The sequence below is a fragment of the Halorubrum sp. CGM5_25_10-8B genome (genome assembly GCF_005435095.1).
In the GTDB taxonomy this organism is placed as follows: Archaea; Halobacteriota; Halobacteria; order Halobacteriales; family Haloferacaceae; genus Halorubrum; species Halorubrum ezzemoulense.
This window is the reverse complement of record NZ_SGTY01000004.1, coordinates 157,451-183,386: the sequence shown is the minus strand read 5'-3', so window position 1 is coordinate 183,386 and position 25,936 is coordinate 157,451. Positions and strand designations below refer to the sequence as shown.

Annotated in this window: 21 protein-coding genes, 1 tRNA gene and 1 pseudogene; 13 read left to right on the top strand and 10 right to left on the bottom strand. The window is 70.7% G+C overall.

Features of this window, described 5'->3' with window-relative positions; translation table 11 throughout:
- Positions 1-107: 107 nt before the first annotated feature.
- Complete coding sequence (locus EXE51_RS05270; protein ID WP_137692148.1) at positions 108-1,790, top strand: HVO_2922 family protein; 1,683 nt, start codon at positions 108-110, stop codon at positions 1,788-1,790.
- 45 nt (positions 1,791-1,835) lie between these two features.
- On the opposite strand, the gene EXE51_RS05265 is transcribed toward EXE51_RS05270, so the two are convergent.
- From EXE51_RS05265 to EXE51_RS05235, 7 genes and pseudogenes are all read right to left on the bottom strand, one after another.
- A complete protein-coding gene (locus EXE51_RS05265; RefSeq protein ID WP_049932718.1) occupies positions 1,836-2,126 on the bottom strand; it encodes a glutaredoxin family protein in 291 nt (96 codons plus the stop codon).
- The gene (locus EXE51_RS05260) at positions 2,123-2,509 is read right to left on the bottom strand and encodes a CTP synthetase (RefSeq protein ID WP_094552272.1); all 387 of its coding nucleotides are present in this window, start codon (positions 2,507-2,509) and stop codon (positions 2,123-2,125) included. The genes EXE51_RS05265 and EXE51_RS05260 overlap by 4 nt, the downstream gene beginning before the upstream one ends.
- Positions 2,509-3,426, bottom strand: coding sequence for a glutamine-hydrolyzing GMP synthase (gene guaA / locus EXE51_RS05255; protein ID WP_049932721.1), 918 nt, complete (start codon positions 3,424-3,426; stop codon positions 2,509-2,511). Before guaA ends, EXE51_RS05260 begins: the two co-directional genes overlap by 1 nt.
- Positions 3,427-5,082, bottom strand: coding sequence for a CTP synthase (locus EXE51_RS05250; RefSeq protein WP_049932723.1), 1,656 nt, complete (start codon positions 5,080-5,082; stop codon positions 3,427-3,429).
- A 505-nt stretch (positions 5,083-5,587) separates the two neighbouring features.
- Positions 5,588-5,671: transfer RNA gene (locus EXE51_RS05245), tRNA-Leu, on the bottom strand.
- A 30-nt stretch (positions 5,672-5,701) separates the two neighbouring features.
- Positions 5,702-6,744 (bottom strand): annotated as a pseudogene (locus EXE51_RS05240) (ATP-binding protein).
- A 72-nt stretch (positions 6,745-6,816) separates the two neighbouring features.
- On the bottom strand, positions 6,817-7,698 hold the full coding sequence (locus EXE51_RS05235; protein ID WP_049932727.1) for an EamA family transporter: 882 nt from the start codon (positions 7,696-7,698) through the stop codon (positions 6,817-6,819).
- A 111-nt stretch (positions 7,699-7,809) separates the two neighbouring features.
- Between EXE51_RS05235 and EXE51_RS05230 the strand changes: the two genes are divergently transcribed.
- A complete protein-coding gene (locus EXE51_RS05230) occupies positions 7,810-8,400 on the top strand; it encodes a DUF309 domain-containing protein (protein WP_086220063.1) in 591 nt (196 codons plus the stop codon).
- Positions 8,401-8,484: 84 nt separating this feature from the next.
- Positions 8,485-9,288 carry a succinylglutamate desuccinylase/aspartoacylase family protein gene (locus EXE51_RS05225; protein WP_086215233.1) on the top strand — a complete coding sequence of 268 codons (804 nt, stop codon included), beginning with the start codon at positions 8,485-8,487 and terminating at the stop codon, positions 9,286-9,288.
- Positions 9,289-9,329: 41 nt separating this feature from the next.
- On the opposite strand, the gene EXE51_RS05220 is transcribed toward EXE51_RS05225, so the two are convergent.
- Entirely contained in the window at positions 9,330-9,710 is a 381-nt protein-coding gene (locus tag EXE51_RS05220; RefSeq protein ID WP_049932736.1) for a cupin domain-containing protein, read from the bottom strand.
- 109 nt (positions 9,711-9,819) lie between these two features.
- Here EXE51_RS05220 and EXE51_RS05215 point away from each other — a divergent pair, with 109 nt between their 5' ends.
- From EXE51_RS05215 to EXE51_RS05205, 3 genes are all read left to right on the top strand, one after another.
- Positions 9,820-11,004, top strand: a complete 1,185-nt coding sequence (locus EXE51_RS05215) for a CBS domain-containing protein (RefSeq protein ID WP_049932738.1) — start codon at positions 9,820-9,822, stop codon at positions 11,002-11,004.
- A gap of 75 nt (positions 11,005-11,079) precedes the next feature.
- Complete coding sequence (locus EXE51_RS05210; RefSeq protein WP_094495183.1) at positions 11,080-13,128, top strand: DUF460 domain-containing protein; 2,049 nt, start codon at positions 11,080-11,082, stop codon at positions 13,126-13,128.
- Positions 13,129-13,248: 120 nt separating this feature from the next.
- Complete coding sequence (locus EXE51_RS05205) at positions 13,249-14,235, top strand: tyrosine--tRNA ligase (protein ID WP_094552275.1); 987 nt, start codon at positions 13,249-13,251, stop codon at positions 14,233-14,235.
- 25 nt (positions 14,236-14,260) lie between these two features.
- On the opposite strand, the gene EXE51_RS05200 is transcribed toward EXE51_RS05205, so the two are convergent.
- Both EXE51_RS05200 and EXE51_RS05195 read right to left on the bottom strand, forming a co-directional pair.
- Complete coding sequence (locus EXE51_RS05200; RefSeq protein ID WP_179233221.1) at positions 14,261-15,043, bottom strand: topoisomerase DNA-binding C4 zinc finger domain-containing protein; 783 nt, start codon at positions 15,041-15,043, stop codon at positions 14,261-14,263.
- A gap of 179 nt (positions 15,044-15,222) precedes the next feature.
- Positions 15,223-17,565: a DEAD/DEAH box helicase gene (locus EXE51_RS05195; protein WP_137692147.1), complete on the bottom strand. Its 2,343-nt coding sequence runs from the start codon at positions 17,563-17,565 to the stop codon at positions 15,223-15,225.
- A 203-nt stretch (positions 17,566-17,768) separates the two neighbouring features.
- Between EXE51_RS05195 and EXE51_RS05190 the strand changes: the two genes are divergently transcribed.
- The 7 genes from EXE51_RS05190 to EXE51_RS05160 all read left to right on the top strand — a co-directional run bounded on the left by EXE51_RS05190 (position 17,769) and on the right by EXE51_RS05160 (position 25,884).
- On the top strand, positions 17,769-18,131 hold the full coding sequence (locus EXE51_RS05190; protein WP_049932746.1) for a TRAM domain-containing protein: 363 nt from the start codon (positions 17,769-17,771) through the stop codon (positions 18,129-18,131).
- Positions 18,132-18,257: 126 nt separating this feature from the next.
- The gene (locus EXE51_RS05185) at positions 18,258-22,823 is read left to right on the top strand and encodes an LAGLIDADG family homing endonuclease (RefSeq protein WP_137692146.1); all 4,566 of its coding nucleotides are present in this window, start codon (positions 18,258-18,260) and stop codon (positions 22,821-22,823) included.
- Positions 22,824-23,117 (top strand): hypothetical protein, encoded by a 294-nt coding sequence (locus EXE51_RS05180; RefSeq protein WP_086215228.1) that lies wholly within the window; start codon positions 22,824-22,826, stop codon positions 23,115-23,117.
- A 106-nt stretch (positions 23,118-23,223) separates the two neighbouring features.
- Positions 23,224-23,562, top strand: coding sequence for a hypothetical protein (locus EXE51_RS05175; protein ID WP_086215227.1), 339 nt, complete (start codon positions 23,224-23,226; stop codon positions 23,560-23,562).
- On the top strand, positions 23,559-24,362 hold the full coding sequence (locus EXE51_RS05170) for a hypothetical protein (RefSeq protein ID WP_137692145.1): 804 nt from the start codon (positions 23,559-23,561) through the stop codon (positions 24,360-24,362). Before EXE51_RS05175 ends, EXE51_RS05170 begins: the two co-directional genes overlap by 4 nt.
- Before the next feature lie 56 nt (positions 24,363-24,418).
- The gene (locus EXE51_RS05165) at positions 24,419-25,237 is read left to right on the top strand and encodes a hypothetical protein (RefSeq protein WP_137692144.1); all 819 of its coding nucleotides are present in this window, start codon (positions 24,419-24,421) and stop codon (positions 25,235-25,237) included.
- On the top strand, positions 25,234-25,884 hold the full coding sequence (locus EXE51_RS05160) for a chromosome partitioning protein ParA (protein ID WP_137692143.1): 651 nt from the start codon (positions 25,234-25,236) through the stop codon (positions 25,882-25,884). Before EXE51_RS05165 ends, EXE51_RS05160 begins: the two co-directional genes overlap by 4 nt.
- Positions 25,885-25,936: the final 52 nt, after the last annotated feature.

The window sequence follows — 25,936 nt, the reverse complement described above, 5'->3', positions numbered from 1 at the left end:
GGGAGCGTCAGGGTCGTAAACGCTCGGGTCGCGGTAGTCGGGGAGGCGAACGCGCGCTCGTGTCAATCGCCACTACATATAACCGGCTGGCCGGAGTCAGCCGTCATATGGCAACAGATGACAAACAAGACGGCGGCGGACTGTACCGGCGGCGAATCGGCACGCCGACGACGACCGACGAGGTGAACGGCTACTGGCTGTTCGGCTTCGGCGTGCTGCTCGGCCTCGCCGGCGTCGCGGTGTTTCTCCTCACCGAGTCGGCGACCGTCGCCCGCGGCGTCGGGTACGCGCTGGCCGCGCTGGCCCCGCCGTTCGTGATGCTCGGGGCCGTGATCCGGTTCCCGCTCCGGCGGACCGGGACGTACCTCGGCTACCTCGGCACGGCGGTGAGCGTCCTCGGCGTCGTGTGGTTCGTGAACGTCTTCCCGGACGGGTGGCTCACCGCGTCGGGCGACCCGGCCGTGATCACCGTCTACGGGGTCGGGCTCCTCCTGATCGGGGTCGCGGGGACGGTCGTCCCCCTGCTCTCGGACCCCGTCTACGAGGACTACGAGCGCATGCGCGACGAGGCCGCCGCGGCGACCGCGACGGCCGAGGAGGCGGGTGAGGAGCTGGCGGCGACCCGCGGCGAGCTGGCGGCGACGGAGTCCGAGCTGGAGGCGGCCCGTGAAGATCTCTCGGAGACAGAGGCCGACCTCGAAGCGACCCGTGACGAGCTGACGGCCGCGGAGGCCGTCGTCGCGTCGCTGCGCGAGAGCAAGGCCCGGTTCGAGCTGTTCGAGGACGCGAGCGGGAAGCCGCGCTGGCGGCTCCGCCACCGCAACGGCAACGTCATCGCGACCGCCGGACAGGGGTACAGCAGCCGCGGGAAAGCCCAGCAGGGCCTCCACAGCGTGCGCCGGAACGCGCTCGGCGCCGGCCTCCTCCGGATCGAGACGCCGGTCGAGGAGGCGGCGGCCGTGGCCGACGACGACGGCCCGGAGCCGACCGACGCGACGGACCCGGACGTGGCCATCCCGGACGAGACGGAGGGCCCGGAGAGCGACGCGACGTTCGAGCTGTACGCCGACGCCGCCGACGAGTGGCGCTTTCGGCTCCGCCACGACAACGGCGAGATCGTCGGCGACTCCGGCGAGGGGTACGCCTCCAAGTCGAACGCGAAGCGCGCGCTCTCGAAGCTGCGCGACCACGTCGCGGCCGCGGACTACCTCCGGATCGACCCCGCCGCGTTCGAGGTGTTCGAGGACGCGGCCAGCGAGTACCGCTGGCGGCTCGTCCACCAGAACGGGAACGTCATCGCCGACTCCGGCCAGGGGTACGCCTCCCGGTCGAAGGCACAGCAGGGGCTCGACAGCGTCAGGTCCAACGCGGGCGGCGCGGGGCTCGAGTTCCCGGACGACGAGGAGGCGGAGGGCCGGGCGGGCGACGGCGAGAGCAAGGCGACGTTCGAAGCCTACGAGGACAGGGGCGGCAAGTGGCGCTGGCGGCTCGTCCACGACAACGGGAACATCATCGCCGACTCCGGCCAGGGGTACGCCTCCGAGTCGAACGCGACGGACGCGGTCGAGCGCGTCGGCGAGTACGCCCCCAACGCGAGCGCGCTGGCGGCCGGCGGGGCGGCGTTCGAGATATACGAGGACGCCGCCGACGAGTGGCGCTGGCGGCTCCGTCACCGCAACGGCAACGTCCTCGCGGACTCAGGCGAGGGGTACGCCTCCCGGTCGAACGCCGTCGAGGCCGTGACGGGCGTGAAGGCCAACGCGCCCGGGGCGGAGACGGTCGAGCAGTAGACCGGGCGGTAGAGCCGGGCGGTCCGTCGCGCGTTTTCACCCGGATCAGGTCGCCGCGAGGAGCTTCAGCCGCAGGTCGCGCTCGTCGACCTCGTACTTGAACGCCGGGTGGCCGTCGACCAGCACGTAGGGGACGCGCTCGCCGTACTCGTCGGCCAGTTCCGGGTCGGTATCGACGTCTATCTCGTCGATATCGACCGTCACGGGGTCGAGGTCGGCGGCGACCGACTCGATCGTCTCGCGGGCGACGACGCACAACGAGCAGTTCTCGCGGGTGTAGAGGGTGACCGGGACGGTCGTCGGGCCGTCGTCGGCCGAGGCTTCGTCCCCGGTCACGGCTCGGAGGGGCCGTCCGCGTCGTCGGCCGGTTCGGCGGGGTCGTCCGCGTCGCCGGTCAGCTCCTCGGCGACCGTCGCGGCGTCCAGCAGTTCGGGGCCGACCGCGAGGTCGGCGACCGTCGCGACGAACTCCGGCAGCGACCGGCTCGCGTACGTCACGATCTGGACCTCCGGATTCTTTTCTTTCGCGACCGGGATACCGGTCGCTTCCTCCACGTCGGTGAGGACGAAGTACGCGGCGTCGGCGATGCCGGCCTCGGCGAGCGCGTCGGCGGTGACGAGCCCCTCGATACGGTTGATCGCGACGCCGCACGCGGCGAGCTCCTCGCCGAGCCCGTGCTCGTCGGGGCCGGCGACGACGGCGAGTGGTTGGTCCGTCATCACTCGTACTCGATCGTCGCGGGCGGCTTGTGGGTCACGTCGTAGACGACCCGCGCCACGTTCTCGTTCTCGCCGGTGATCCGGCTCTGGATCCGCTGGAGCGTACTCCAGTCGAGCTCCTGCGCGCGGGCGGTCATCCCGTCACGGCTCTCGACGGAGCGCACGGCGACTACCCAGCCGTGGACGCGGTTGTCGCCCTTGACGCCGGTCGCCTTGCCGAGGACCGCGGCGAACGCCTGCCACGGGTCGTACTCCGCTAACTCCTCCTCGACGACGTGGGTCGCCTCGCGGGCGACCGCGGCCTTCTCGGGGGTCACCTCGCCGACGATCCGGACGGCGAGCCCGGGCCCGGGGAACGGCATGCGCTCGGAGATGATCTCCTCGAGGCCGAGCTCCCGGGCGACCTCGCGCACCTCGTCCTTGTAGAGGTCGCGGACGGGCTCGACGATCCCCTCGAAGTCGACGACCTCGGGGAGCCCGCCGACGTTGTGGTGCGACTTGATGTTCCCCTCCGACTCGATGCGGTCGGGGTAGATCGTCCCCTGAACGAGGTAGTCGGCGTCCACGTCGCGCGCGACCGTCTCGAACTCGTCGATGAACCCCTCGCCGATGACGTGGCGCTTCTCCTCGGGGTCGGTGACGCCTTCGAGCCGGTCGAAGAACCGGTCCTGCGCCTCGATGACGCGCAGCGACTCCATGAAGTCGAACGTGTCGCGTATCTCCGCGGTCTCCCCCTTCCGCATCAGTCCCGTGTCGACGTAGACGGGGGTGAGCTGGTCGCCGACCGCCTCGTAGGCGAGCGTCGCCGCGACCGAGGAGTCGACCCCGCCGGATAAGGCGATCACGGCGTTCGCGTCGCCGATCGCCTCCCGTATCTCCGCTTTCGCCTCCGCGATGAATTCCTCCGTCTCGACCATCTATAGCCTCACGTCCGCGTTCCGCTCGGTTGTGTCCGTCGATCCCAGCGCCGCCTCGACGAGGGAGACGAACGGCGGGCTCGCGCGGTCGGGCCGCGACCGGAACTCGGGGTGCGCCTGCGTCCCGAAGAAGAACGGGTGGTCCGGGCGTTCGAGTATCTCCATCCGGTTGTCGGCGCGCCCCGAGAAGACGAGTCCGTCGGCCTCCAGATCGTCGATGTACTCGGGGTTCACCTCGTAGCGGTGGCGGTGGCGCTCGGTACAGGCGTCGGCGTCGTACACCCGGGCGGCGAGCGTGTCGGGCTCGATGTCGGTCTCGTGGGCGCCGAGCCGCATCGTCCCGCCCATGTCCTCCGTCTCGTACTGCTCGGGGAGCAGGTCGATGACGGGGTGCGGCGTGTCGGGGTCGATCTCCGCGGAGTGGGCGCCGTCGAGCCCGAGGATGTTGCGCGCGTGTTCGACGACGGCCATCTGGAAGCCCAAGCAGAGCCCGAGGAACGGCACGCCGTTCTCGCGGGCGTAGCGGATCGCCTCGATCTTCCCGTCGGTCCCGCGGGAGCCGAAGCCGCCGGGGACGACGACCGCGTCGGCCTCGGCGAGCCGCTTCTCGTGTTCGGCCTGCGTCTCGTCGGCATCGACCCACAGCACGTTCACCTCGGTGCCGGTCTGGATGCCGGCGTGTTTCAGCGCCTCGTGGATCGACATGTACGCGTCTTCAAGCGCGTACTTGCCCACGAGCGCCACGTCGATCTCCTCGTCGCGGTCGCGGGTGACCAGCTCGCGCCACTCCGTCGACCGTTCTTCCTTCGGAAGCGCCTCGTCGGCGAGGCCGAGCCGCTCCATCACGTACTCGTCTAATCCCTCGTCTTCGACCATCAGCGGGACGTGGTAGATGTCCTCGACATCGGGGTTCGAGAAGACGGCGTCCGTGGGCACGTCACAGAAGAGCGCGATCTTCTCTTTCGTCTCCGGGTCGAGCCGGTCCTCCGAGCGGCCGACGAGGATGTCGGGCTGGAGGCCGATCGAGCGCAGCTCTTTCACGGAGTGCTGGGTGGGCTTCGTCTTCTGCTCGCCGTTCTTCGAGTACGGGACGAGGGTGACGTGCGTGAAGAGGATGTCATCGTCGTCCTCCTCGTGGGCGAACTGGCGGAGGGCTTCGAGGAACGGCATCGACTCGATATCTCCGACCGTCCCGCCGATCTCGACGAGACAGACGTCGCTCCCCTCGGCGGCCTCCCGGATGCGACGCTTGATGTCGTCGGTGACGTGCGGGATGATCTGGACGGTCTTGCCGAGGTAGTCGCCGGCGCGCTCGCGCTCGATGACGTGCTGGTACGTCTTCCCCGTGGTAACGTTGTGGTCGAACGTCATGTCGGTGCCGAGGAAGCGCTCGTAGTTGCCGAGGTCGAGGTCGACCTCGCCGCCGTCCTTGAGGACGTACACCTCACCGTGCTCGTACGGGTTCATCGTCCCGGCGTCGACGTTGAGGTACGGGTCCACCTTGACGGCGGTGACGTCGAAGCCCGCGTTGGCGAGAAGGCGCCCGGTGCTGGCGGCGGTGATGCCCTTGCCCAGCCCGGACATCACTCCGCCCGTGACGAACACGAACTTCCGACCCAGCGAGGGGTCGTACCCCGTGTCGGGATCTGCTGGCATATCGACCGTCCGGCAGGCCGGGGCAAAACCGTTTCGGACCCCGCGGTTCGCTGGACGTTCGTGTCGTTTCGGGACGTGTCGGATCACCGTGGAGAACTGTGTGGTAGCGGCGAGGTGATCGAGGCCGTCAGGTCGACCGCTTGTTCGGAAGTCGGTGACCGTGGATCATCGGCGAACACCGCCAAAGCCCCGGTCGCGAGGACTCGCGCGACTCGCTGTGGTCCTCAGTCGCTCACTCCGCTCGCTCCCTGCGGTGTTTGTTCGTCGTGCTTCGCCGTCGCGACCGCCCGTTTGAGTCCCGCCCCACACAGCAACCGCACCTCGCGCCTCCCCGGCCTCGTCAGTCGTCCTCGCTTCGCTTCGGACGACTGACTCCAGCGAGGGACCGAAGGTCCCTCTGGCAGCCGATTTGACAGAGCAGTCGCTCGCGGCGTTCGAGTGGATTTTGCGAGGGAAGAGCGCTCCGAGAGCGTCTTCCCGCATCACGGGGGGTGGACCCCGGCGATGCGAGGGGAGGGATTTGAACCCACGGACCTCTACAGGAGCGGAGCTTGAATCCGCCGCCGTTTCCGGGCTTGGCTACCCTCGCACGCGGACTGGCGTTGGATCGGCCTCCTCTTTATCCCGTCGGTTCCGCACCGACCAGCGTCGCCCGGAAGCCCCCCTCTGGGGACTCGTCGACTTCGAGCGTCCAGCCGTGCGCGACCGCCACGCGCTCGACGATAGCGAGCCCGATCCCGGTCCCGCCCCCGGGAGAGACGCCGAAGTCAGTCAGTTCCGCGCGGTCGCGCTCGTCGTCCGAGAGCCCGGGACCGTCGTCGGCCACGTACAGCCCGCGGTCGTCGACGCCGACTCGAACCGTGGGGGCGTCCCCGCCGTACTCGAAGGCGTTGCCGATGAGGTTCCCGACGGCGCGCCGGAGCAGGGTCGGGTCGCCGGTGACGGCGCCGGCGTCCGCGACGACGAGGTCGGCGCCGGCGGGGATCTCGCCGAAGTCGCCCGACTCCAGGCAGTCGGCCGCGAGGTCGGCGAGGTCGACCGCGGCGTCCTCCGTCTCGATCGCGTCCGGATCGCGGGCCATTACGAGCGCCTCGTCGATCATCGACTCGATCCGACCGAACGCGCTCTCGGCGGCGGCTAACTGCTTGGTGTCGCCGGTCTCGCGCGCGAGGTCGACGTACCCCCGCGCGACCGACAGGGGGTTCCGGAGGTCGTGCGAGATGAACCCCGCGAGCCGTTCGAGCCGCTCGTTGAGGCGCTCCAGTTCGCGCTCGCGCTCGACCCGCGCCGTGACGTCGCGGATGACTCCCACCGCGCCGACGACGGCGCCGCCGCGCTCGATCGGCGTCAGCCGCGTTTCCGTCGTTACGTCGCTCCCGTCGTCGTGAGCTGGACGCGCTCGTCGTCGGCTTCGGCCCCGAGGACGCGCTCGACCGCGGTGCGGTAGCGCTCGCCCGCCTCCTCGCTCCAGCGCCCCTCCGCGACGAGTCGCTCGGGGTGTTTCGCGTGGAGGACCGCCTCGTCGAAGCCGGTCACCTCGCGGAGGCGGTCGTTGACGAACACGCGGTTCCGGTCGGCGTCGAGGACGTACGCGCCGTCGCCGAGGGCGTTCACGATCGACTCGGCGTGATCGATCGGGACCGACTCCGGCGGGGTTTCCATACGGTCCGTACGGGCCCCAGAGACGAGTGTTACTCGGGTAGCGACGGGCGTGGCGGCGAGCGGCCGACCGCGTCAGCCGGCGATCATCGCGACGCCGGCGACCGCGAGGACCGCCGCGGCGAGCCGGAGCCGGAAGTGCCGCTCGCCGAGCAGCACGCCCCCGAGGACCACCGCGACGATCGCCTGCGTGTTGATCACGGGGGAGGCGACGCTCGCGGGCAGCGCCGCGAACGCGACCGTCGTCAGGTGCTCGCCGAGCGCGACGAGCCCGCCGGCCGCGAGGAACTTCGGGAGGTCCCGCCGGGTGACCGCGAACGGGCTCCGGAGCGCCGCCGGAAAGAGGACGACCGCGACGCCGGCGAGCAGGAGCGGCACCCACAGCGTGCCGGGGATCGAGAACTCCTGGAGCGCGACCCGCTTGCCCACGTCGGCGACCGCGTAGCAGGCCGCGCTCGCGAGCGCCAGCTGCGCCGGCCGGGAGCGCGCGGCCCGCGCGAACGGCGCGAAGAAACCCCCCGGCTCGTAGTTCGCGACGTACACCGCGAGGGTGGTGACGACGACGCCGGCGACCTGGACCGGCGCGAGGACCTGCCCGAGCAGTCCGACCTCCAGCGGGAGGACGAACATCGGGACGATCTTGTTGATCGGCGCGACGTACGACACCGCCCCCTGGTCGATGGCGCGCAAGAAGAGGACGAAGGCGGCGGCCGTCCCGAGGGTCGTGACGGCGACGACCGCGGCCCGACGCGGCGCGACGAGCCCGGACACCCCCGCCGCGGCGTCGCCGAACCCGACCGTCAGCCCGGTCCCGGCGAGGAACCACGAGACCGCCGCGACGTTGATCGCCACCGTCAGCGCGGCGGGCGGGTATCCGGCGAAGGCGCGCTTCAGGACGAAGAGGTACGCGCCCCAGACGACGGCGGCGGCGACCGCGGCGAGGAGTCCGGCGTCCATGCGGTCGACCCGAGCGCGAGCGGGGGAAAGAAGGGTTCGGTTCGCGGGCCGGTCGGCTTCGCCGCCGGCGCCGCGAAACGGTTAGGTCGCTGCCGCGTGAACGGCACGCACATGGACGACCACACTCGGGACCCCGGCGTCGCCCCGCCGCTCGGGAACCCGACCGGGTGGCACGCGGGCGACGAGTCGCGCGCGGCGTCCGGAGAGGCGGAAGCGTCGTCCGGCGACGCGGACGCGTCATCCGGCGACGCGGACGGGCTGCCAGACGCGCAGGCGGTCGGCGGGTACTGGGAACACGCGACGCTCCGACGCGCGACCGAACACGGCGTGCGGCTGTTCAACGACGGCGCCTACCACGAGAGCCACGACTGCTTCGAGGACGAGTGGTACAACTACGGCAGCGGCACGGCCGAGAGCGCCTTCCTCCACGGGATGGTCCAGGTGGCCGCGGGCGCGTACAAGCGCGTCGACTTCGAGAACGACGCGGGGATGCGGTCGCTGTTCGAGACGGCCCTCCAGTACCTCGACGGGATCCCGAGCGACTTCTACGGGGTCGACGTCGACGACGTGCGAGAGACGCTCCGGGCCGCGCTCGACGACCCCGCCGCGGTCGACGGGTGGCAGATACCCCTCGACGGCGCACGTCAGCCGGCGTACCCCGCCGACTACGAGTACACTGAGCGCGTCGACGAGGGGCACTGATCCCGGGCGTTGCCTGACGCACGGGGATCGGACCGCTCGCCGCGGATCCGAACGCCACTTATTCGCCGCCCGTCAGGGTGTGGTATGGAGATCCACGATCTGGGCGACGGGGAGCCCGAGGTCGCCGTTGTCGGCGCGATCCACGGCGACGAGCCCTGCGGCGCCCGCGCCGTCGAGCGCCTGCTCGACGCCGACCTCGACCCCGAGCGACCGGTCCGCCTCGTCACCGCAAACGAGGCGGCGCTCGACGCGGGCGAGCGCTACCTCGACGCCGACCTCAACCGGGCGTTCCCCGGGAACCCCGACGCGGAGGCCCACGAGGTCCGGCTCGCGGCCGAACTGGTCGACGCGCTGGAAGGGTGTACGACCCTCGCGATCCACTCGACGCAGTCGTACGCGGAGCCGTTCGCGGTCATCGACTCGATGGACGAAGTGACCCGCGCTGTCGCGCCGCACCTCCCCGTGGACGCGGTGATCCAGACGGACGCGTTCACCGAGGGCCGACTCATCGAGCACCCGCACACGCTCGAAGTGGAGGCGGGGCTCCAGGGCTCCGAGGCGGCCGCTGACAACGCCTACTGGCTGTCGCGCGCGTTCCTCGCCGCGACCGGCGCCATCTCCGCGCCCGGCGCCGACGACGTGCTCGACGCCGGCGGTCGGGAGGACGTGTCGGTGTTCCGACTCCGCGAGCGGATCCCGAAGCCGGAGGCGGAGGCGTACGAGGTGTTCGCGCGCAACTTCGAGCGCGTCGAGCCCGGCGAGCGGTTCGCGGCCGCCGACGGCGAACCGCTGCTCGCCGACGAGCCATTCTACCCCGTACTGTTATCGCCGAACGGCTACCGCGACCAGTTCGGCTACGTCGCCGACCGCGTCGGCACGCTGGAGTAGGTGCCCGCCTCGCGGCGCGCGAGGCCGAGCCCGGACGCCCGCTACTCGACGAGTTCGATCGCGTCGTCGCCGTTCGGCACCGCACAGATGAACGCGCCGGGCTCGTCGCGCTCGTTGCGGTACCAGTGTTCGACCCCCGGCGGGATCAGGAGAGTGTCGCCGGCCGACACGGTGCGTTCCTCGTCGCCGATCCCGACGACGTACTCCCCGGCGAGGACGTACTGCTCGTGTTCGATCGCGTTGGTGTGGCGGGGGACCTCGGCGCCCGGTTCGAGCTCGAACCGGCGCATCGCGAAGGTCGGCGCGCCGTCCGACTCGTCGAGGAGGACGCCCTTCGAGAGCCCCTCGGCGGCCTCGACGGGCTCGTACGCGATGTCGTCGCCGCGCTTCACGACCGACTCGGCGTCGCCTGCGTCGCTCATACGCGACCGTGACGGGAGGCGCGTATTTAATTGCTCACCGCCCGGTCCGGGCGGCTCGAACGTCGACCGACCCCTGTGACTTAACCGCACACCGGCCGAACGCGATGGCATGCGTGGAATCAAGATCGGGAGCGCGTTCGGAATTCCGATCCGGCTCAACTGGACGTTTCTGATCGTCTTACCGCTGTTCGCGTACCTGATCGGGTCGCAGGTCGGGATGATCGCGGAGGTGATGAACGAGACGGCCGGTCTCGGGATCGACGCGACCGCGGTCGCGAGCGGCACCACGCCGTGGGTACTCGGGCTGTCGGCCGTGATCGGGCTGTTCGTCGGGGTGCTGCTCCACGAGTTCGGCCACTCGCTGGTCGCCATGCGATACGGCTACGAGATCGAGTCGATCACGCTGTGGCTGCTCGGCGGCCTCGCCAGCTTCGCCGAGTTCCCCGAAGACTGGAGACACGAGTTCTGGATCGCGATCGCCGGCCCGCTCGTCAGCGTCGCGGTGGGGATCGCCTGCTACGGGGTCGTCCTCGTCGCGCCCGTCGGCTCGAACGCCGTCCTCTTCGTCTTCGGCTACCTCGCGCTCCTGAACATCGTCCTCGCCGTGTTCAACATGCTGCCCGCGTTCCCGATGGACGGCGGGCGGGTCCTCCGGGCGCTGCTCGCGCGGAACCAGCCGCACGCGCAGGCGACCCAGCGGGCCGCCTCCGTGGGGAAGGTGTTCGCGTTCCTGATGGGGATCTTCGGCCTGTTCACCTTCCAGCTGCTGCTCATCGTGCTCGCCTTCTTCGTCTACATCGCCGCCTCGGGCGAGGCCCAGCAGACGACCCTGAAGGCCGCCTTCGAGGACGTGACCGTCGGCGACGTGATGACGCCCCGTGAGGGGCTCCACACGGTGACGGAGGACACCTCGGTCGGCGACCTGATGAGCCGGATGTTCGAGGAGCGCCACACTGGCTACCCCGTCCTCGACGGCGACGAGCTCGTCGGGATGGTCACCCTCGAAGACGCCCGGTCGGTCCGCGAAGTCGAGCGCGACGCCTACCGCGTCGACGACGTGATGGTGACCGACCTCGTCGCCGTCGACCCGGACGCCGACGCCCTGACCGCCCTCCAGACCATGCAGGAACACGGCGTCGGCCGCCTCCCCGTGGTCGACGCCGACGGCGAACTCGTCGGCCTCATCTCGCGGTCGGACCTGATGACCGCGTTCAACATCATCCAGACGGGCGGGACGCCGGGCGTCATCAGCGGCCGGCGACAGCAGGCCGGCGAAGAGCCCCGAATCCTCTGACCGCTCGCTCCCGCGGTGGCGGTCCGCGACCGCCCCCGGCGTGGGGTATATACGCGGCAACGATCTACTCGGGATGTGACAACCCGGACCATCCGCGCCCGCGACCGGCCGGTGTTCGGCGTCGACGTCCACAGCGGCGACGTCCGCGGCGACAGCCCCTCCTACGCGCTGGTCATCCTGGACCCCGTCGACGAGGACGACCCGGACGCCCCCGACGCCGACGGTCCGATGGCCCGGATCACCCGCGACGTGGTCTCGTTCCGGAAGCTCTGCCGGCTGATCGACGACCGCGAGCCCCTCTACGTCGCCACCGACAACGCCTACGAGCTGGCGGCGGACAAGGGGGAGCTCGTCAACTTCCTCCGGTCGCTGCCAGACGGGACCCGCCTCGTCCAGGTGACCGGCGCGGAACGGCCGGAGCCGCTCTCGCGGGTCGCCTCCCGGCACGGCATCCCCTACGGCAAGAAGCCGATGAAGGAGGCGGAGGCGTCGGCGCGGCTCGCCGCCGCGAACGTCGGCCACGAGGTGACCGCGTTCACCGACGAGACGACCGTCAAGGTGTCCCGCGGGCGCTCGACCGGAAATGGCGGGTGGAGTCAGGACCGCTACACGCGGCGGATCCACGGTAACGTCCGCAAGCGGACGCGCCAGGTCCAGTCGAAGCTGAAGGATGCGAACCTCGACTTCGAGCGGGACGTGACCGAGAAGTACGGCGGCTACGCGAACGCGACGTTCACCGTCGAGGCCCGCCCCGAGGATATCCCGGTGTCGAACTCGCGGGCGGGCGACGTGCGCGTCGAGGTCGAGCGGGAACGCCGCGACGGGATCGAGTACGAGCCGCTGGTGAAGCGGCGCGACCGCGTCATCGTCGGGATCGACCCCGGGACGACCACCGCGGCCGCGGTCGTCGGCCTCGACGGCACGGTCCACGCGCTGTACTCCTCCCGCACCGGCGACACCGCCGAGGTGACCGAGTGGATCGTCGAGCAGGGGCGACCGATCATCGTCGCCGCCGACGTGGAGCCGATGCCGGAGACGGTCGAGAAGTTCCGGCGCTCGTTCGACGCCGCCGGGTGGCGGCCGACGACCGACCTCCCGGTCGACGAGAAGCTCCACCGCACCCGCGAGGCGAGCTACGCGAACGACCACGAGCGCGACGCGCTGGCGGCCGCGCTGTACGCCTACGACGACCACGAGGACCAGTTCGAGCGGATCGCGGCGAAGACGCCGCCGCGGCTCGACCGCGGGGCGGTGATCGCCGGCGTCGTCGCGGGCGGCTCGTCCGTCGAGGCCGTCATCGAGGACCTGAGCGAGGACGACGGCGGGGACGGAGACGAGGACGACGCGGACGAGGCGGACCCCACCGAGCCCGACCGCACCGAGGAGGAGGAGACGATCCGCCGGCTTCGCGAGCGCGTCGACCGGCTGGAGTCGCACGCCGAGTCGCTGGAGGAGGACTTAGAGGAGCGCGACGACCGGATCGCTGAGCTGGAGGGCGAGCTGGAGGAGGCGAAACGCGAGGAGCGCATCGAGGCGCGCTCGCGGCGCGCGGTCTCGCGGCTCGAACGCGAGACGGACCGGCTGGAGCGCGAGCGCGACGAGGCAGAAGAGCGCGTCGCCGACCTCGAACGCAAGGTGGAGACGCTGAAGGAGCTGTGGCGGCTCGACCACTCGAACTTCGGCGACGTGGCCGAGGGGCGGGGGCTGGTGAGCGTGAAGGTGGTCGAGCAGTTCACGCTTGACGCGCTCGACGCCGCGGACGACGCCTACGGGCTCGTCGCCGGCGACGTGGTCTACCTCCGGGACGCGTCGGGCGCTGGCCGGCGGACCGCGGAGCGGCTCGCGGAGGCGGAGCCGCGGGCCGTGATCCGCGGCGAGGGGAACCTCTCGGACGTCGCCGACGAGGTGCTGTTCGAGCGCGCCGTCCCCGTGGTGCCGGCCGACGCCGTGCCGGTCCGCGAGGTGGACGAGCTGGCGGTCGCGAGCGAGGAGGACCTCGCGGCCGCCGTCGAGGACTGGGAGGAGCGCGCCGAGCAGCGCCGGCGCGACGAGAAGGCCGAGCGGATCGACCGGATCATCTCCGAACACCGGGCGGGGCGGACGCTGCCCGAGACGGAGGAGTGAGCGCGCCCGAGGACGACCGGAAGGCGAGTCAAAGCGGCCGACGGGCGCGCTGGCGGCGCTCCGCGTGAGTCGTCGGCACGCATCCAGAAGTCATATGTCCGGGAACGCACACTCGGAGGTATGGACGCTCACGAGCTGATCACCCGGAACGCGGCCGAGGTGGTCACCGAGTCGGAGATCGAGGCGCTGGCCGACGACCCCGAAGGAAAGCGGGCGTACGTCGGCTACGAGCCCTCGGGCGTGCTCCACATCGGTCACATGCTCACCGCGAACAAGCTCATCGACCTCCAGGAGGCGGGCTTCGAGGTCACGGTCCTCCTCGCGGACGTACACGCCTACCTCAACGACAAGGGGTCGTTCGAGGAGATCCGCCACACCGCCGAGCGGATGCGCGACCAGTTCATCGCCTACGGGCTCGACGAGTCGAACACGCAGTTCGTGCTCGGCTCGGACTTCCAGCTCGACGACGACTACACGCTCGACCTCCACGCCCTGGAGCTCGAGACCACCCTCGCGCGGGCCGAGCGGGCGATGGCCGAGATCAGCTCGGGCGACTCGGTGAAGGTGTCGCAGGCCGTCTACCCGCTGATGCAGGCGCTCGACATCCCGTACCTCGGCGTTGACATCGCGGTCGGCGGGATGGAGCAGCGGAAGGTCCACATGCTCGCGCGCGACGTGCTGCCGAGCATCGACCGCGAGCCGCCGACGAGCCTCCACACGCCGCTGATCGCCGACCTCGCGACCGGCCGCGGCAAGATGTCCTCCAGCGAGGGCGTCACCATCTCGATGGAGGACTCCCGCGAGGACATCGAGTCGAAGGTGAACGACGCCTACTGCCCGCCGACGGCAGATCCGGAGCCGACCGACGACGGCGCGGAGCGCGAGAACCCCGTCCTCCAGGTGTTCGAGTACCACGTCTTCCCGCGGTTCGACGCGGTCACCGTCGAGCGCCCGGAGGAGTACGGCGGAGACTTGGAGTACGACGCCTACGACGCCCTCGAAGCCGACTTGGAGTCGGGTGAACTCCACCCCGCGGACGCGAAGGGCGCGCTCGCCGAGTACCTCGACCGCCTCATCGCGCCGGGCCGCCAGCAGCTCGCCGAGTAAGCCACCCCCGCCGAGCGGAGCGCTGTTAGCCGTCTCTTTTCCCTGTGAGCTCCGGCTTTTCGCCCGTCGCGCGGCCGTCGACCTCGCAGGTCCCGTCAAGACAACCTAGTCCGGCCGCCGTCTCGAAGACGGGGAGCCCGCAGTCGCACTCGTCGACGGCGACCCCCGCGGGGAACGAGAAGGAGGTCTCGCAGTCGGGATAGCGCTCGCAGCCGAGGTAAACGCGACCCGGCGCGGAGCGGACCCGGAGGTCCCCCTCGCAGTCCGGGCACTCCCAAGCGCCGTCGAACCGGTCGCTGACGGCCGCCTCCATCGGGTCGCACGCGGGGTCGAGACAGAGGTGGAACGGCTCGCCGCGCTCGACGCGGATCTTCGGGAGCCCGCAGTCGTCGCAGGTCGCGTCCGTGACGCTCGCGCCCGCCGGGAGCCCCCAGCGCGCCTCGCAGTCGAGACACGCCACGTCGCCGCGCGACCGCACGAGCGGGCCGCCGTCGTCGGGGCAGGTGCCGACCGGGACGCCCGCCTCCGTGACGGGGAGCGCCCGGCTGGCTGTCGCCTCCTCGGCGACGACGCGGAGCCGCCGCGATCCGTCGCGAGCGGTGACAGTGAACCCGTCGCCGTCACCCTCGACGACGACGCTCTCGGGGCGGGTGAGCCACGCGACGGGCTGGTAGCCGTCAGCGTCGTGGACGAGCGTCGTGTCGTCGGGTTTGATCAGTACCACGACGCGGCCCCGATGGGTTCGGGTGCGGTCGCCGCGGTCGGTCACCTGACAGTCGCCTGCGAGCACGCGGAGTCGTTCCGGCATAGGACGGGTGGCCGCGGAATGGGTGTTAAGCGGTCGTTGCGGGAGTTTAAGAGAGATACCGGGCGGGTGGCGGTGAGAACGGGTGACGCGACGAGACGGCAGATCGCTCGAACGTCCCGGCCGCTCGTTGATAAGCGGATACCGACGGATCGCAAGATCGGGTTCGGACGCCGGCGCGCCTACGCCACCCGAACCGTCCGCGTCGCCGTGACGGGCAACAGCGGGAGGTCCGGGAAGACGACCTCGACGACGAACTCCAGTTCGTCGGCGTCCGGCGGGCCGAACACGCCGACCGGGACCGTCGTCTCCCCGTCGAGGTACGTCGTCGTCGCGGTCATCTCCACGTCGTTGACGGTGACGCGGATCCCCGCGCGGGCGCTCCCCGAGACGGCCGTGACGGCGACCTCGCACATATCGTTCTCGCCGACCGCGATGCCGTCGGGGAACTCACCCCAGTCGACATCGATCCGGGGGCAGTCGCGGGCGGCGTCGACGATCCGATCCGCCACGGAGTCGCTCATCCCGGCGTTCGCCAGTTCCGCCGGACCGGCGTCGACGACGTCGGCCGGCGAGGTGAGCCCGGCGTCCGCGAGGCGCTCCGCGCGGCCGGAGCCGACCCCCTCGATCGCCGTGAGCGCGACCGCCTCGCGGGAGACGCCGTGTTCGACGCGCGCCTCCACGCGACGGGCGAGGTTGGCGGCGCGCGGGCCCGCGAACCGGTCGAGGAACTCCGCGAGCGCGGCGAGCAGGCGGAGCGCGTTCTGCCGGATCACCCACGCGTCGGAGCGGAGGTCGGAGGGGATGGAGTCGGCCATCCCCGCCAGCAGGATGGCGAACACCTTGCGGTGACCGTCCTCCAGATCGGTGTCGCGGCCGTCGAGGATGCGGTCGACCGCGTCGGCCTCGGCCGAGCGCGCGGAGACGGAGTCGAACTCGCCCGCCGACGCGACGGTCTCTAACACGGCGTCGGCAGTCAGCGTCTCGCGGTCGGCGAGGCGCCGGAACCGGCGGGCGGTGTCGAGCCGGAGGTAGTACTTCGAGGCCAGCCGACCGAGGGCGGTCGGCTCGATCGCGAGGTCGTCGTCGGCCGCGACGAAGCCGTCGTCGACGAGCGATTCGAGGGTGTTCCGCACCCGGTCGCGGAGCGTCGAGAAGTCGTACTGGTCGGGCTTCGACTGCGCGCGAACGTAGTAGAACGTCGTCTCCAACCACGCCATCACGTCTTCGAGCCCGCGGATCGTCCCCATCGCGATCTCGGCGTTGAGGTGCGACTCGAGGTCGGCGGCGAGCCGCGACTCGATCGCCTTCCCCTCGCGCAGCAGTTTCCGGTACTTGTCCGCGTCGGCGCGGTCGCAGACCACCCAGCCGTACCCGACGTCGTCGTACTCCGGCCGACCGGCGCGCCCGAGCATCTGGAGCACGTCCAGCGGCGAGATGTCCGTCTCCCCCTCCAGCGGGTCGTGGTACTTCGTGTCACGGATGACGACGCAGCGAGCGGGGAGGTTCACGCCCCACGCGAGCGTCGACGTCGAGAAGAGGAACTTGATCTTCCCCTGTTTGAACCACTCCTCGACTCGGTCGCGGTCGTCCTTCCCGAGGCCGGCGTGGTGGAACCCGACGCCGTCGGTGACCGACTGGCGGAGCGTGTCGTTGGTGAGCTCTTTCGCCTCGTTGTGGAAGTCGTAGTCGTCGCGCGAGTCGATCGGGATGTCGCGTTCGGTGATCTCGTCGCGCGCCTTCTTCGCGGCTTGGACGGTGTCCTGCCGCGAGGAGACGAACACGAGCGTCTGCCCGTCCTCGCGGACGTGCGGCTCGGCGAGGTCGAGCGCGCGGTAGAGCCGGCGGTACTTGTCCGCGAACGCGTTCGAGCCGTGCGAGTACGTCTTCACGCCGGTCTCGAGGTCGACGGGACGGTACTCGTCGCCGAAAGCGTACGTCGTCTCCGCGGGCGCGTCGAGCCACTCCGCCACGTCGCCGATGTTCGGCATCGTCGCCGAGAGCGCGACCACGCGGGGGTCTTGGAGCCGGCGGAGCCGCGAGACGGTGACTTCGAGCACCGCGCCGCGCTTCTCGGAGTCGAGCAGGTGGACCTCGTCGATGACGACGCAGTCCACGTCGGTGATAAAGGAGTACCGCGCCGAGTCGTGTTTCCGCGTCGCGCTGTCGGCCTTCTCCGGCGTCGTCACCAGCACGTCCGCGCGCTCGGCGCGGCGGGGGTTCAAGTCGCGCTCGCCGGAGACGACGTACACGGAGTAGCCGAGATCCTCGAAGCGCTCCCACTCGCTCTCCTTCTCGTTCGTGAGCGCCCGCAGCGGCGCGACGAAGAGCGCGGTCCCGCCCGCGGCGAGCGTCTTACAGATGGCGAGCTCCGCGAGCGCCGTCTTCCCGGAGGCGGTCGGCGCCGACGCGACCACGTTGTGGTCGGTCTCCAAGATCCCCGGCAGCGCCTCCCGCTGCATCCGGTTGAACTCGTCGAACCCGAAGGCCTCCGCGAACTCCGGCACCGCGTCCGCGACCTTCACGGCACACCACACCCGTGCGCGAGTCGTCGGGAACCGCGGCTGTGTCGCATCGGATCGAGAGGGGGGCTTCGAGGGCAAAGGCGTTTCTCATGCGGGCGCGGCGGGACTCGGGCCGCGCGAGCGGCGAGATGTCGAGGTCGCCGAGCGCCGAAGCGTCGCCGCGGACCCACACCGTTTAGGCGACCGCGGTCGACCGCACGGGTATGATCCCCTCGTCGCCGCTCGTCGTCGGTGCGGGCGTCGCGGTCGCGCTGTTCGCGCTGTTCGCGGTCGCCCGTCGGCTCCGCGGCCCGTCGACGGAGGCGCGCGAGTCGAAACGCGCTCACGAGGCGGCCCAGGAACGCGAACCGCCGGTCGAGATCGGCGAGACGTACGAGTTCGGCGTCACCGAACTCACCGACCACCACTCGGGGAACGAGGTCGCCGTCGGCAAGGTGGAGGGATTCGTCCTCTTCACCGAGGACATCCCGAGCGGACTCGAACCCGGCGACGTGATCCGCGCGAAGGTCCTCTCGTTCAACGAGGGGCGCACCTCAGCCGACGCGACCTTCGTCGGGCGGGCGTAGTTCGGTCGGTTGGGGCGCGGTCGCCGCCGAGTCGGCCGGCGCGACGACGCCGGACGCCGCACCCGAGGCGACCACGTCCGCCCCGAACCGGAGGTTGATACGTGATGGTGACGAAGAGGTGTCGCAATGGCTCAGGCCGGCACCCAGGACCTCACGGAGCGGTTCATTCAGTTCTATCGCAACTACTACCGGGAGGAGATCGGACAGCTCGCCCAACGGTACCCCAACGAGCAGCGCTCGCTGTACGTCTCCTACGACGACCTCTTTCAGTTCGACCGCGACCTCGCCGAGGACTTCCTGAACAAGCCGGAACAGATGCGCGAGTACGCCGAGGAGGCGCTACGGCTCTATGACCTCCCCGCCGACGTCAGCCTCGGCCGCGCGCATGTCCGCATCGAGGACCTCCCCGATAGCGTCGACATCCGCGGTATCCGCGTCCACGACGACCATATCGGGAAGCTCGTCTCGATTCAAGGGATCGTTCGTAAGGCCACCGACGTACGCCCGAAGGTGACGGAGGCCGCCTTCGAGTGCCAGCGCTGCGGCACCATGACGTACATCCCGCAGTCCGACGGTGGCTTCCAAGAGCCCCACGAGTGCCAGGGCTGCGAGCGACAGGGCCCGTTCCGCGTCAACTTCGATCAGTCCGAGTTCGTCGACTCACAGAAGCTCCGTATCCAAGAGTCGCCCGAGGGGCTCCGCGGCGGCGAGACGCCCCAGTCGCTGGACGTCGACATCGTCGACGACATCACCGGGAAAGTGAGCCCCGGCGACCACGTTACCTGCGTCGGTATCCTCCACATCGAGCAGGTCGAACAGGGCAACGAGAAGTCCGCCATCTTCGACCTGTACATGGACGGCGTCTCTATCGCCATCGAGGACGAGGAGTTCGAGGACATGGACATCACCGAGGCGGACAAACGCGACATCATCGAGCTCTCCGAGCGCGACGACATCTACGAGGCGATGGTGGGTTCGATCGCGCCCGCCATCTACGGGTATGAAGAGGAGAAGCTCGCGATGATCCTCCAGCTGTTCTCCGGCGTGACGAAGCATCTCCCCGACGGGTCGCGGATTCGGGGCGACCTGCACATGCTCCTGATCGGTGACCCCGGCACGGGTAAGTGTCTTAAATTTGATACCAATGTGACACTTGCTGATGGACGAGAAGTTCCGATAGGCGATCTCGTCGAGGACAATCTCGATGATCCGAAACCGATCGACGACGGCGTCTTCGACGAGGTCGATTTCGAAGTACCCTCGCTACAGTCGGACGGAACGATCGGATCCGCGCGAGCGACGAAAGTCTGGAAGCGGGAGGCTCCCGAGACGATGTATCGTGTCGAGACTGCCTCCGGCATGGAACTGGAGGTGACGCCGTCGCATCCGCTGTTCGTTCAGACTGGTGCCGGACACGTTCCGCGGCGTGCGGATGAACTCGACGTCGGTGACCGTGTGGCCGTCGCATCGCGCGCTGCCACAGATGGCGGTATCGCCGTGTCTGGTAGTCAGAACACCTCGGTCGTAGAGGAAGTCCGATGGGACTCGATCGAGTCCATCGAACGGGTCGAATCCGATGAAGACTGGGTCTACGATCTCGAAGTGGAGAGAACGCACAACTACGTCTCGAACGGGGTCGTCTCTCACAACTCCCAGATGATTTCGTACGTCGAGAACATCGCACCGCGGTCCGTCTACACCTCTGGGAAGGGATCGTCGGCGGCCGGCCTTACAGCTGCAGCCGTGAGAGACGACTTCGGCGACGGCCAGCAGTGGTCGCTCGAAGCCGGCGCTCTCGTCCTCGCGGACAAGGGAATTGCGGCAGTTGACGAGCTCGACAAAATGGACTGCGTCACGGGCGACGCGCTGGTCTCGCTCGCGGACGGCCGCGTCGAGCGCATCGACGAACTGGCGCGGGAGGCCGCCGAAGACGGAGATGTCGAGGAACTCTCGAACGGACGCCATATCCGCGACGTCGACCTCGACGTCTGGTCGATGGACGAGGACGGGAACCTCGTCGAACGGTCCGTCTCCGCGGTCCACGAGTACGACGCGCCGTCGGAGCTGACCCGAGTGACGACGGAGACCGGCAAGTCGCTGACTGCGACCGCCGACCACCCGTTCTTCGTCCTCGACGACGGGGAGCGTGTCGAGCGCGAGGCGGCCGCCCTCGACGGGGGCGACTGGGTGTACGTCCCTCGCGAGATTCCGACGAAGGCGGCGGACGGCGGAGCGGTGGCTGCGAGCGGTGGAAATGGGCCAGCGGCCGAGCCCGGCGACGGGGAGAGCGTCGACGCCGCGATGGCGAGCGTCCTCGGATACCTCTCCGGCGACGGGAACGTCTACTACGACCGCGACGAGGGCGTCTACGGCGTTTGGTTCACCAACACGGACGACGACCTCTTAGACGACTTTGAACGCGCGGCGCGCGAGGCGTTCGACGCGGAGCCGGTCCGCCCGCCGAGCGAACGGCGCGACGGCGGCGTCGAGACGGTCCGCGTCACCGGGAAGGAACACGCCGACGCCGTCCTCAACGCGGGGATGAACCTCGGCCGGTACGACGAGAAGTGCTTCCCGACTCCCGTTTCGACCGGAAGCCGCGCGGCGAAGGCCGCGTTCGTCCGGGCGCTCGCCGACAGCGAAGGCCACGTCGACGAGTCGGCCGGAAACGTTCGGATAGCGTCGGCGAGTCGGGACCTGCTCCGCGGCACGCGGAACCTCCTCTTAGGGTTCGGCGTGTCGAGCCAGCTCCAGTACCGCGAGCGAGACGGCGGTCGCGACGTGTACTACCTCACGGTGACCGACGCGGATTCGCTCGCGGCGTTCCGGCGCTTCGTCGGATTCACGACCACCCGGAAGGCCGAAGCCCTCGACCGCGTCGTCGATTCGGCCGACGGCGGCCGAACGATCCTCGACGTGGTCCCGGAGGTCGGCGACGCGCTCGCGCGGTCTCGCGAGTCGCTCCGGCTTCACCAGCGCGAGTGCGGGCTCGACGCGGTCACGTACCACGACTTCGAGAGCGGGACTGCGAACGTCTCGCTCCACCGCGCCGACCGGATACTCTCGGCGTTCGAGGATCGGCGTGAACGCGCGACCGAAGACGTGGACGCGCTCGACGCGACGGCGGCGTGGGAGACGCTCTCGGAGCTTCGGCACCGATACCACGTCTCGCAGTCCGAGCTTGCCGAAGGGACGGCGCTGTCCCAACAGCAGATTTCCCGCGAATGGGGCGAACGCGACGAGGTCCGCCGGACGGTGACCGAGCGGCTCCGAGAGATTCTCACCGGAGTCGGGGAGACCGACCTCGACGACCTCCGCGAGTTCGTCCGCGGCGACGTGAAGTGGCGTCGGGTCGAGTCGGTCGAAACCGTTCCGCCGGAGTCGACCGAACACCGCGGCGAGGTGCTCCGACAGCGGCTCGCAGACGTCATCGAGGGACCGGTCGAGACGGCCGAAGAGCGCGCTCGCGACCTGCTCGACCGCGGTCCGGTCGGCGAGACGCGATCGGAGCTGTCGGCGGCGCTGGACGCGTACGGCGTCGGTCAGTCGGACGTGGCGTCGAGGCTCGACGTGACGCAGGCGACCGTCTCCCGCTGGCTGTCCGGCGCCGTCGAGACCGACCGGCTCGACGACGTGCGTGAGGCGGTCGTGGAGGAGGTAAACGCCGTGAAGGCGGAACTGCGGTCGATACTGGCGCGGATCGAGGACGGCGAGCGACCCCGGGTGTACGACCTGACCGTCGAGGAGACGCACAACTTCGTCGCGAACGGGCTCGTCGTCCACAACTCCTCGGACCGCTCCGCGATGCACGAGGGGCTCGAACAGCAGAAGATCTCCGTCTCGAAGGCGGGGATCAACGCGACGCTGAAGGCGCGGTGTTCGCTGCTCGGCGCCGCAAACCCCAAGTACGGCCGGTTCGACCAGTACGAGCCGATCGGCGAGCAGATCGACTTGGAGCCGGCGCTGATCTCGCGGTTCGACCTCATCTTCACCGTGACGGACAGCCCGGACCCGGAGCACGACTCCCGGCTGGCGAAACACATCATCAAGACGAACTACGCCGGCGAGCTCAACACCCAGCGCGAGGAGCTGGCGAGCTCGGAGTTCACCTCCGAACAGGTGGCGGAGGTGACCGAGGAGGTCGCGCCGGAGATCGACTCCGAGCTTCTCCGCAAGTACATCGCCCACGCGAAGCGGTCCTGCTTCCCGACGATGACGGAGGAGGCGAAGGAGGTGATAGAGGAGTTCTACGTCGACCTGCGCTCGAAGGGCGCCGACGAGGACGCGCCCGTGCCGGTCACCGCCCGGAAGCTGGAGGCGATGGTGCGGCTCTCCGAGGCGAGCGCGCGGGTACGGCTCTCGGACACCGTCGAGCGCGAGGACGCGGACCGCGCGACGGACATCGTCGAGTCCTGTCTCAAGGACATCGGCGTCGACCCGGAGACGGGCCAGTTCGACGCCGACGTGGTCGAGACGGGCACGTCGAAGAGCCAGCGCGACCGCATCAAGAACATCAAGGGGCTCATCGCCGACATCGAAGAGGAGTATCAGGAGGGCGCGCCCGTCGAGGAGGTGCTCGACCGCGCGGGCGAGATCGGGATGGACCAAGGAAAGGCGGAGGGAGAGATCGAGAAGCTCCGCACGAAGGGCGAAGTGTACGAGCCCAAGCAGGGCCACCTCCGGACGACGTAGATGGACCGGATCTCCGCGATACGGAACGTCGAGGACGCGCTCCGCGAGTTCGAGGACGGCGATGCCGACCTCGCGGCCACCGAGCGTCGCGTCGCGGCCGTGCTCCGGACGTACGCGACCGAGTTCGACGGCGAGGGCGACGTGTTCCGCGCGGTCGGGGACGACCCGGTCGACGGCACCGTGGTCGTCGCGCCCTCTGAACCGGCCGCGCGCGAGCGCGTCCTCGCGGCCAGCGGGGTCGACGACGCACCGGACGGCGGGGAGGAGCCCGCGTTCGACGTCGAGCGGTTCTAGTTACTGACCCCGGCCCCGCGGACGCTGAATCGATTCGGCGTCACTGACGCCGACTGAAACGTTCCGGTCCGGAACGGATATATTTCAAAATCGACCACCGGCGGGCGTGCTGCTGGTCGTGACGTACTCGGCGGCCGCCAGGACCGGCCTCCGAAACCTCTGTCGTCGCCACGAGTCGGTCGTCGCGCGGCGGTTCGGTCGCGCCGCGCTGCTCGACGAGACGGAGTACGCGGCGTTCCTCGCGCTGCGGCTGCGGGAGTCGCACGGCGGGGACGTACAGATAGAGCGCACCGAGCCGTTCAACGAGTTCGTCGCCGTCGACGACGCGGTCCGAGAGGCGGCCGCGGCCTACGCCGACCGGTCCGCGAAGTCGACGCCGTACGCCGCCTTCGCGGCGGGGACGGACCACCCGGACCCGGACGCGATGCGCGGCAGAGAGCTGTGACCGGGGCGAGGTCGACGCAGTCGGGGTCGAACCGAGAGGACAGCGAGGACGGGTCGGACGCCGTCAGGGGGAGTCCCGCTCCGGGCGAGGTTCTCGGACGACTCCCCACCGACGCCGGGCTCCGGCGACAGCTCGCGGCGGCCGCGCGCTCGCGGGGGCGGACCGCGTCCGTCGCGGGAGAGATCGCGGACATCGAGGCGGAGCTCGCGGGGATCGAGGTCGAACCAGTCGACCTGACGGCGGCGCGGCGGCGGGTCGCCGAGGCGACCGGAGAGATCGAGCGGCTGAAAGAGCGGGTCGCGGCGCTGCGGGGCGACGCGCGAGCGCGCCGCGCGGTCGACGCCGAGACGGACGAGACGCTCGACGACTTGGAGGCGGCGGCCGCGGAGCTGTCGGCCGCGCAGACGGAGGCGATCGCCGCCGAGCAGGCGCTCGAACGCGCGAGAGCCGAAGCCGCCCGCGCCCGGGACGAGCGTCGGCGTCGACTGCGGCTCCGCGACCGGCTCCGAAACCGGCGCGGCGTCGCGCGCCGCGAACTCGCCGAGGCGATGTATCCCGAGTTCCGGCGCGCGCTCGCGGTCGTCCCAGGCGGCGATCCGAGCGCGGCCGGGACGGGACCGGGCGCGTACGACGGAGACCCGGTCGCGGCGTCGCTCGCGGCCGTCAGGGCCGCGGCGCTCGACGGACCGGTCGAGCTGCGCGGCAGCGCGGCGCGGCGGATCGAGGAGTCGGGGCGGAGCCCGCGGTCGCTCCTTCGGACGGCCGATGTTCGCTTTCGAGGCGCGCACGACGGGCGCTGAACCCGACGGGGGCGGGTTCGCCTGAGCGTTAAATACGATTCCGCGGGACCCGGCGCATGGAACTCGACTGGTCCGTCGACCGCGAGGGGGACGCGTCGCTCGTCGGTTTTCGGGTGCGCAACGACGGGGCGGTCCCGCGGCGTGTTCGGATGGAGAGCCGGCTGAACGGTCCGCTGCTCCCGCCGCGGCGCGGCGGCGTCCCCGAAGCCGGGTGGGACGCAGCGGGTGTGACCGCGGTACTCGACCCGGGCGAGCGCGCGGCGTTCGGGTTCGCCGCGCTCGCCGACCCCGTCGACCCGCCGGTCGAGATCGCGAACGTCGAGCCCGTGTCGTCGGACGCCGACGAGGCGCACGAGACGGCCGCAGGCGGGACCGACCTCGCACGGGCGGCGGTCCGGGACCTCGAATCGTATCGGCCGCCGCGCGCCGCCGTGGACGGAGCGGAAGGGCGCCACGGGACCCCGGACGCGGGCGGCGACGCGGGGGCCTCCGGTTCGGACGGGCACTTGCCGGGCCGGGAGGATGCCGAGGGCGACGGCAACGCGGAGAGAGTCGCGGCGCGAGTCGAGCGCGACCCGGACCAGTCGGCTACGCCCGAGTCACCGCGGGGAAGTGCGGCCGGTGGCGGCGTCGACGCGTGGTTCGCGGCCGTCGAGGCGCGGATCGAGCGGGCGGAGCGCCTGACCGACGCCGACCTCGCGGCGGCGACGACGGTCGTCGAGGAGGTCGACGGCCTCGACGGGGCCGGAGCGCTCGACGAGCGCGTCGCGGCCGACGCCGAGCGGCTGCGGGCGGTCCGCGACCGCGCCGCGGCGCTGGCGGACCGCGCCGAGGAGAGCGAGATCCCGGTCGAGGCGCTGGAGGCGCTGGCGTGATCCTCGCGGTTGCGGGCGGGAAAGGCGGCGTGGGGAAGACGACGCTCGCGTACAACGTCGCCGCCGCGCTCGACGCCGTCGTCGTCGACGCGGACCTCGGGATGGCGGACCTGCCCGACGGCCGCGGCCCCGACCTCCACGACGTGCTCGCCGGCGCGGCGGCCCCGACGGAGGCGCTCCGTCCCGGCCCGGTCGACATCGTCCCGTGCGGGCGGACGCTGGCGGGCGCTCGGGCGGCCGACCTGACGCGGTTGGCGGAGGCGGTCGCCGCGGTCGAGCGCGAGTTCGGGACGGTCGTCGTCGACTGTCCCGCCGGACGCCGCGCCGACGCCGGCTTGCCGCTCGCGGTCGCGGACGCCTGCCTCCTCGTCGTCTCGCCGCGCGCGTTCGCGCTCGCCGACGCGATCCGGACGCGAGAGCTGGCCCGAGAACTCGACGCCGGGTTGGTCGGCTGCGCGGTCAACCGCGTGACCGAGCCGCCGCCGGTCGACCCGATCGGCGACGCGCTCGGGGCGCCCGCGGAGGTCGTCCCGGCCGACCCCCGCGTCGGCCGCTCGGTGGCGACGGAGCGGCCGGTCACGACCGCCGCGCCCCAGAGCGAGGCCGCCGCGGCGGTCCGGGCGCTCGCGCGACGCGTTCCGGAGTGAACGCCGGAGGGGGCGCCGCCGTCGCGACGGGCGCGGCGCGACATCGGGCCTT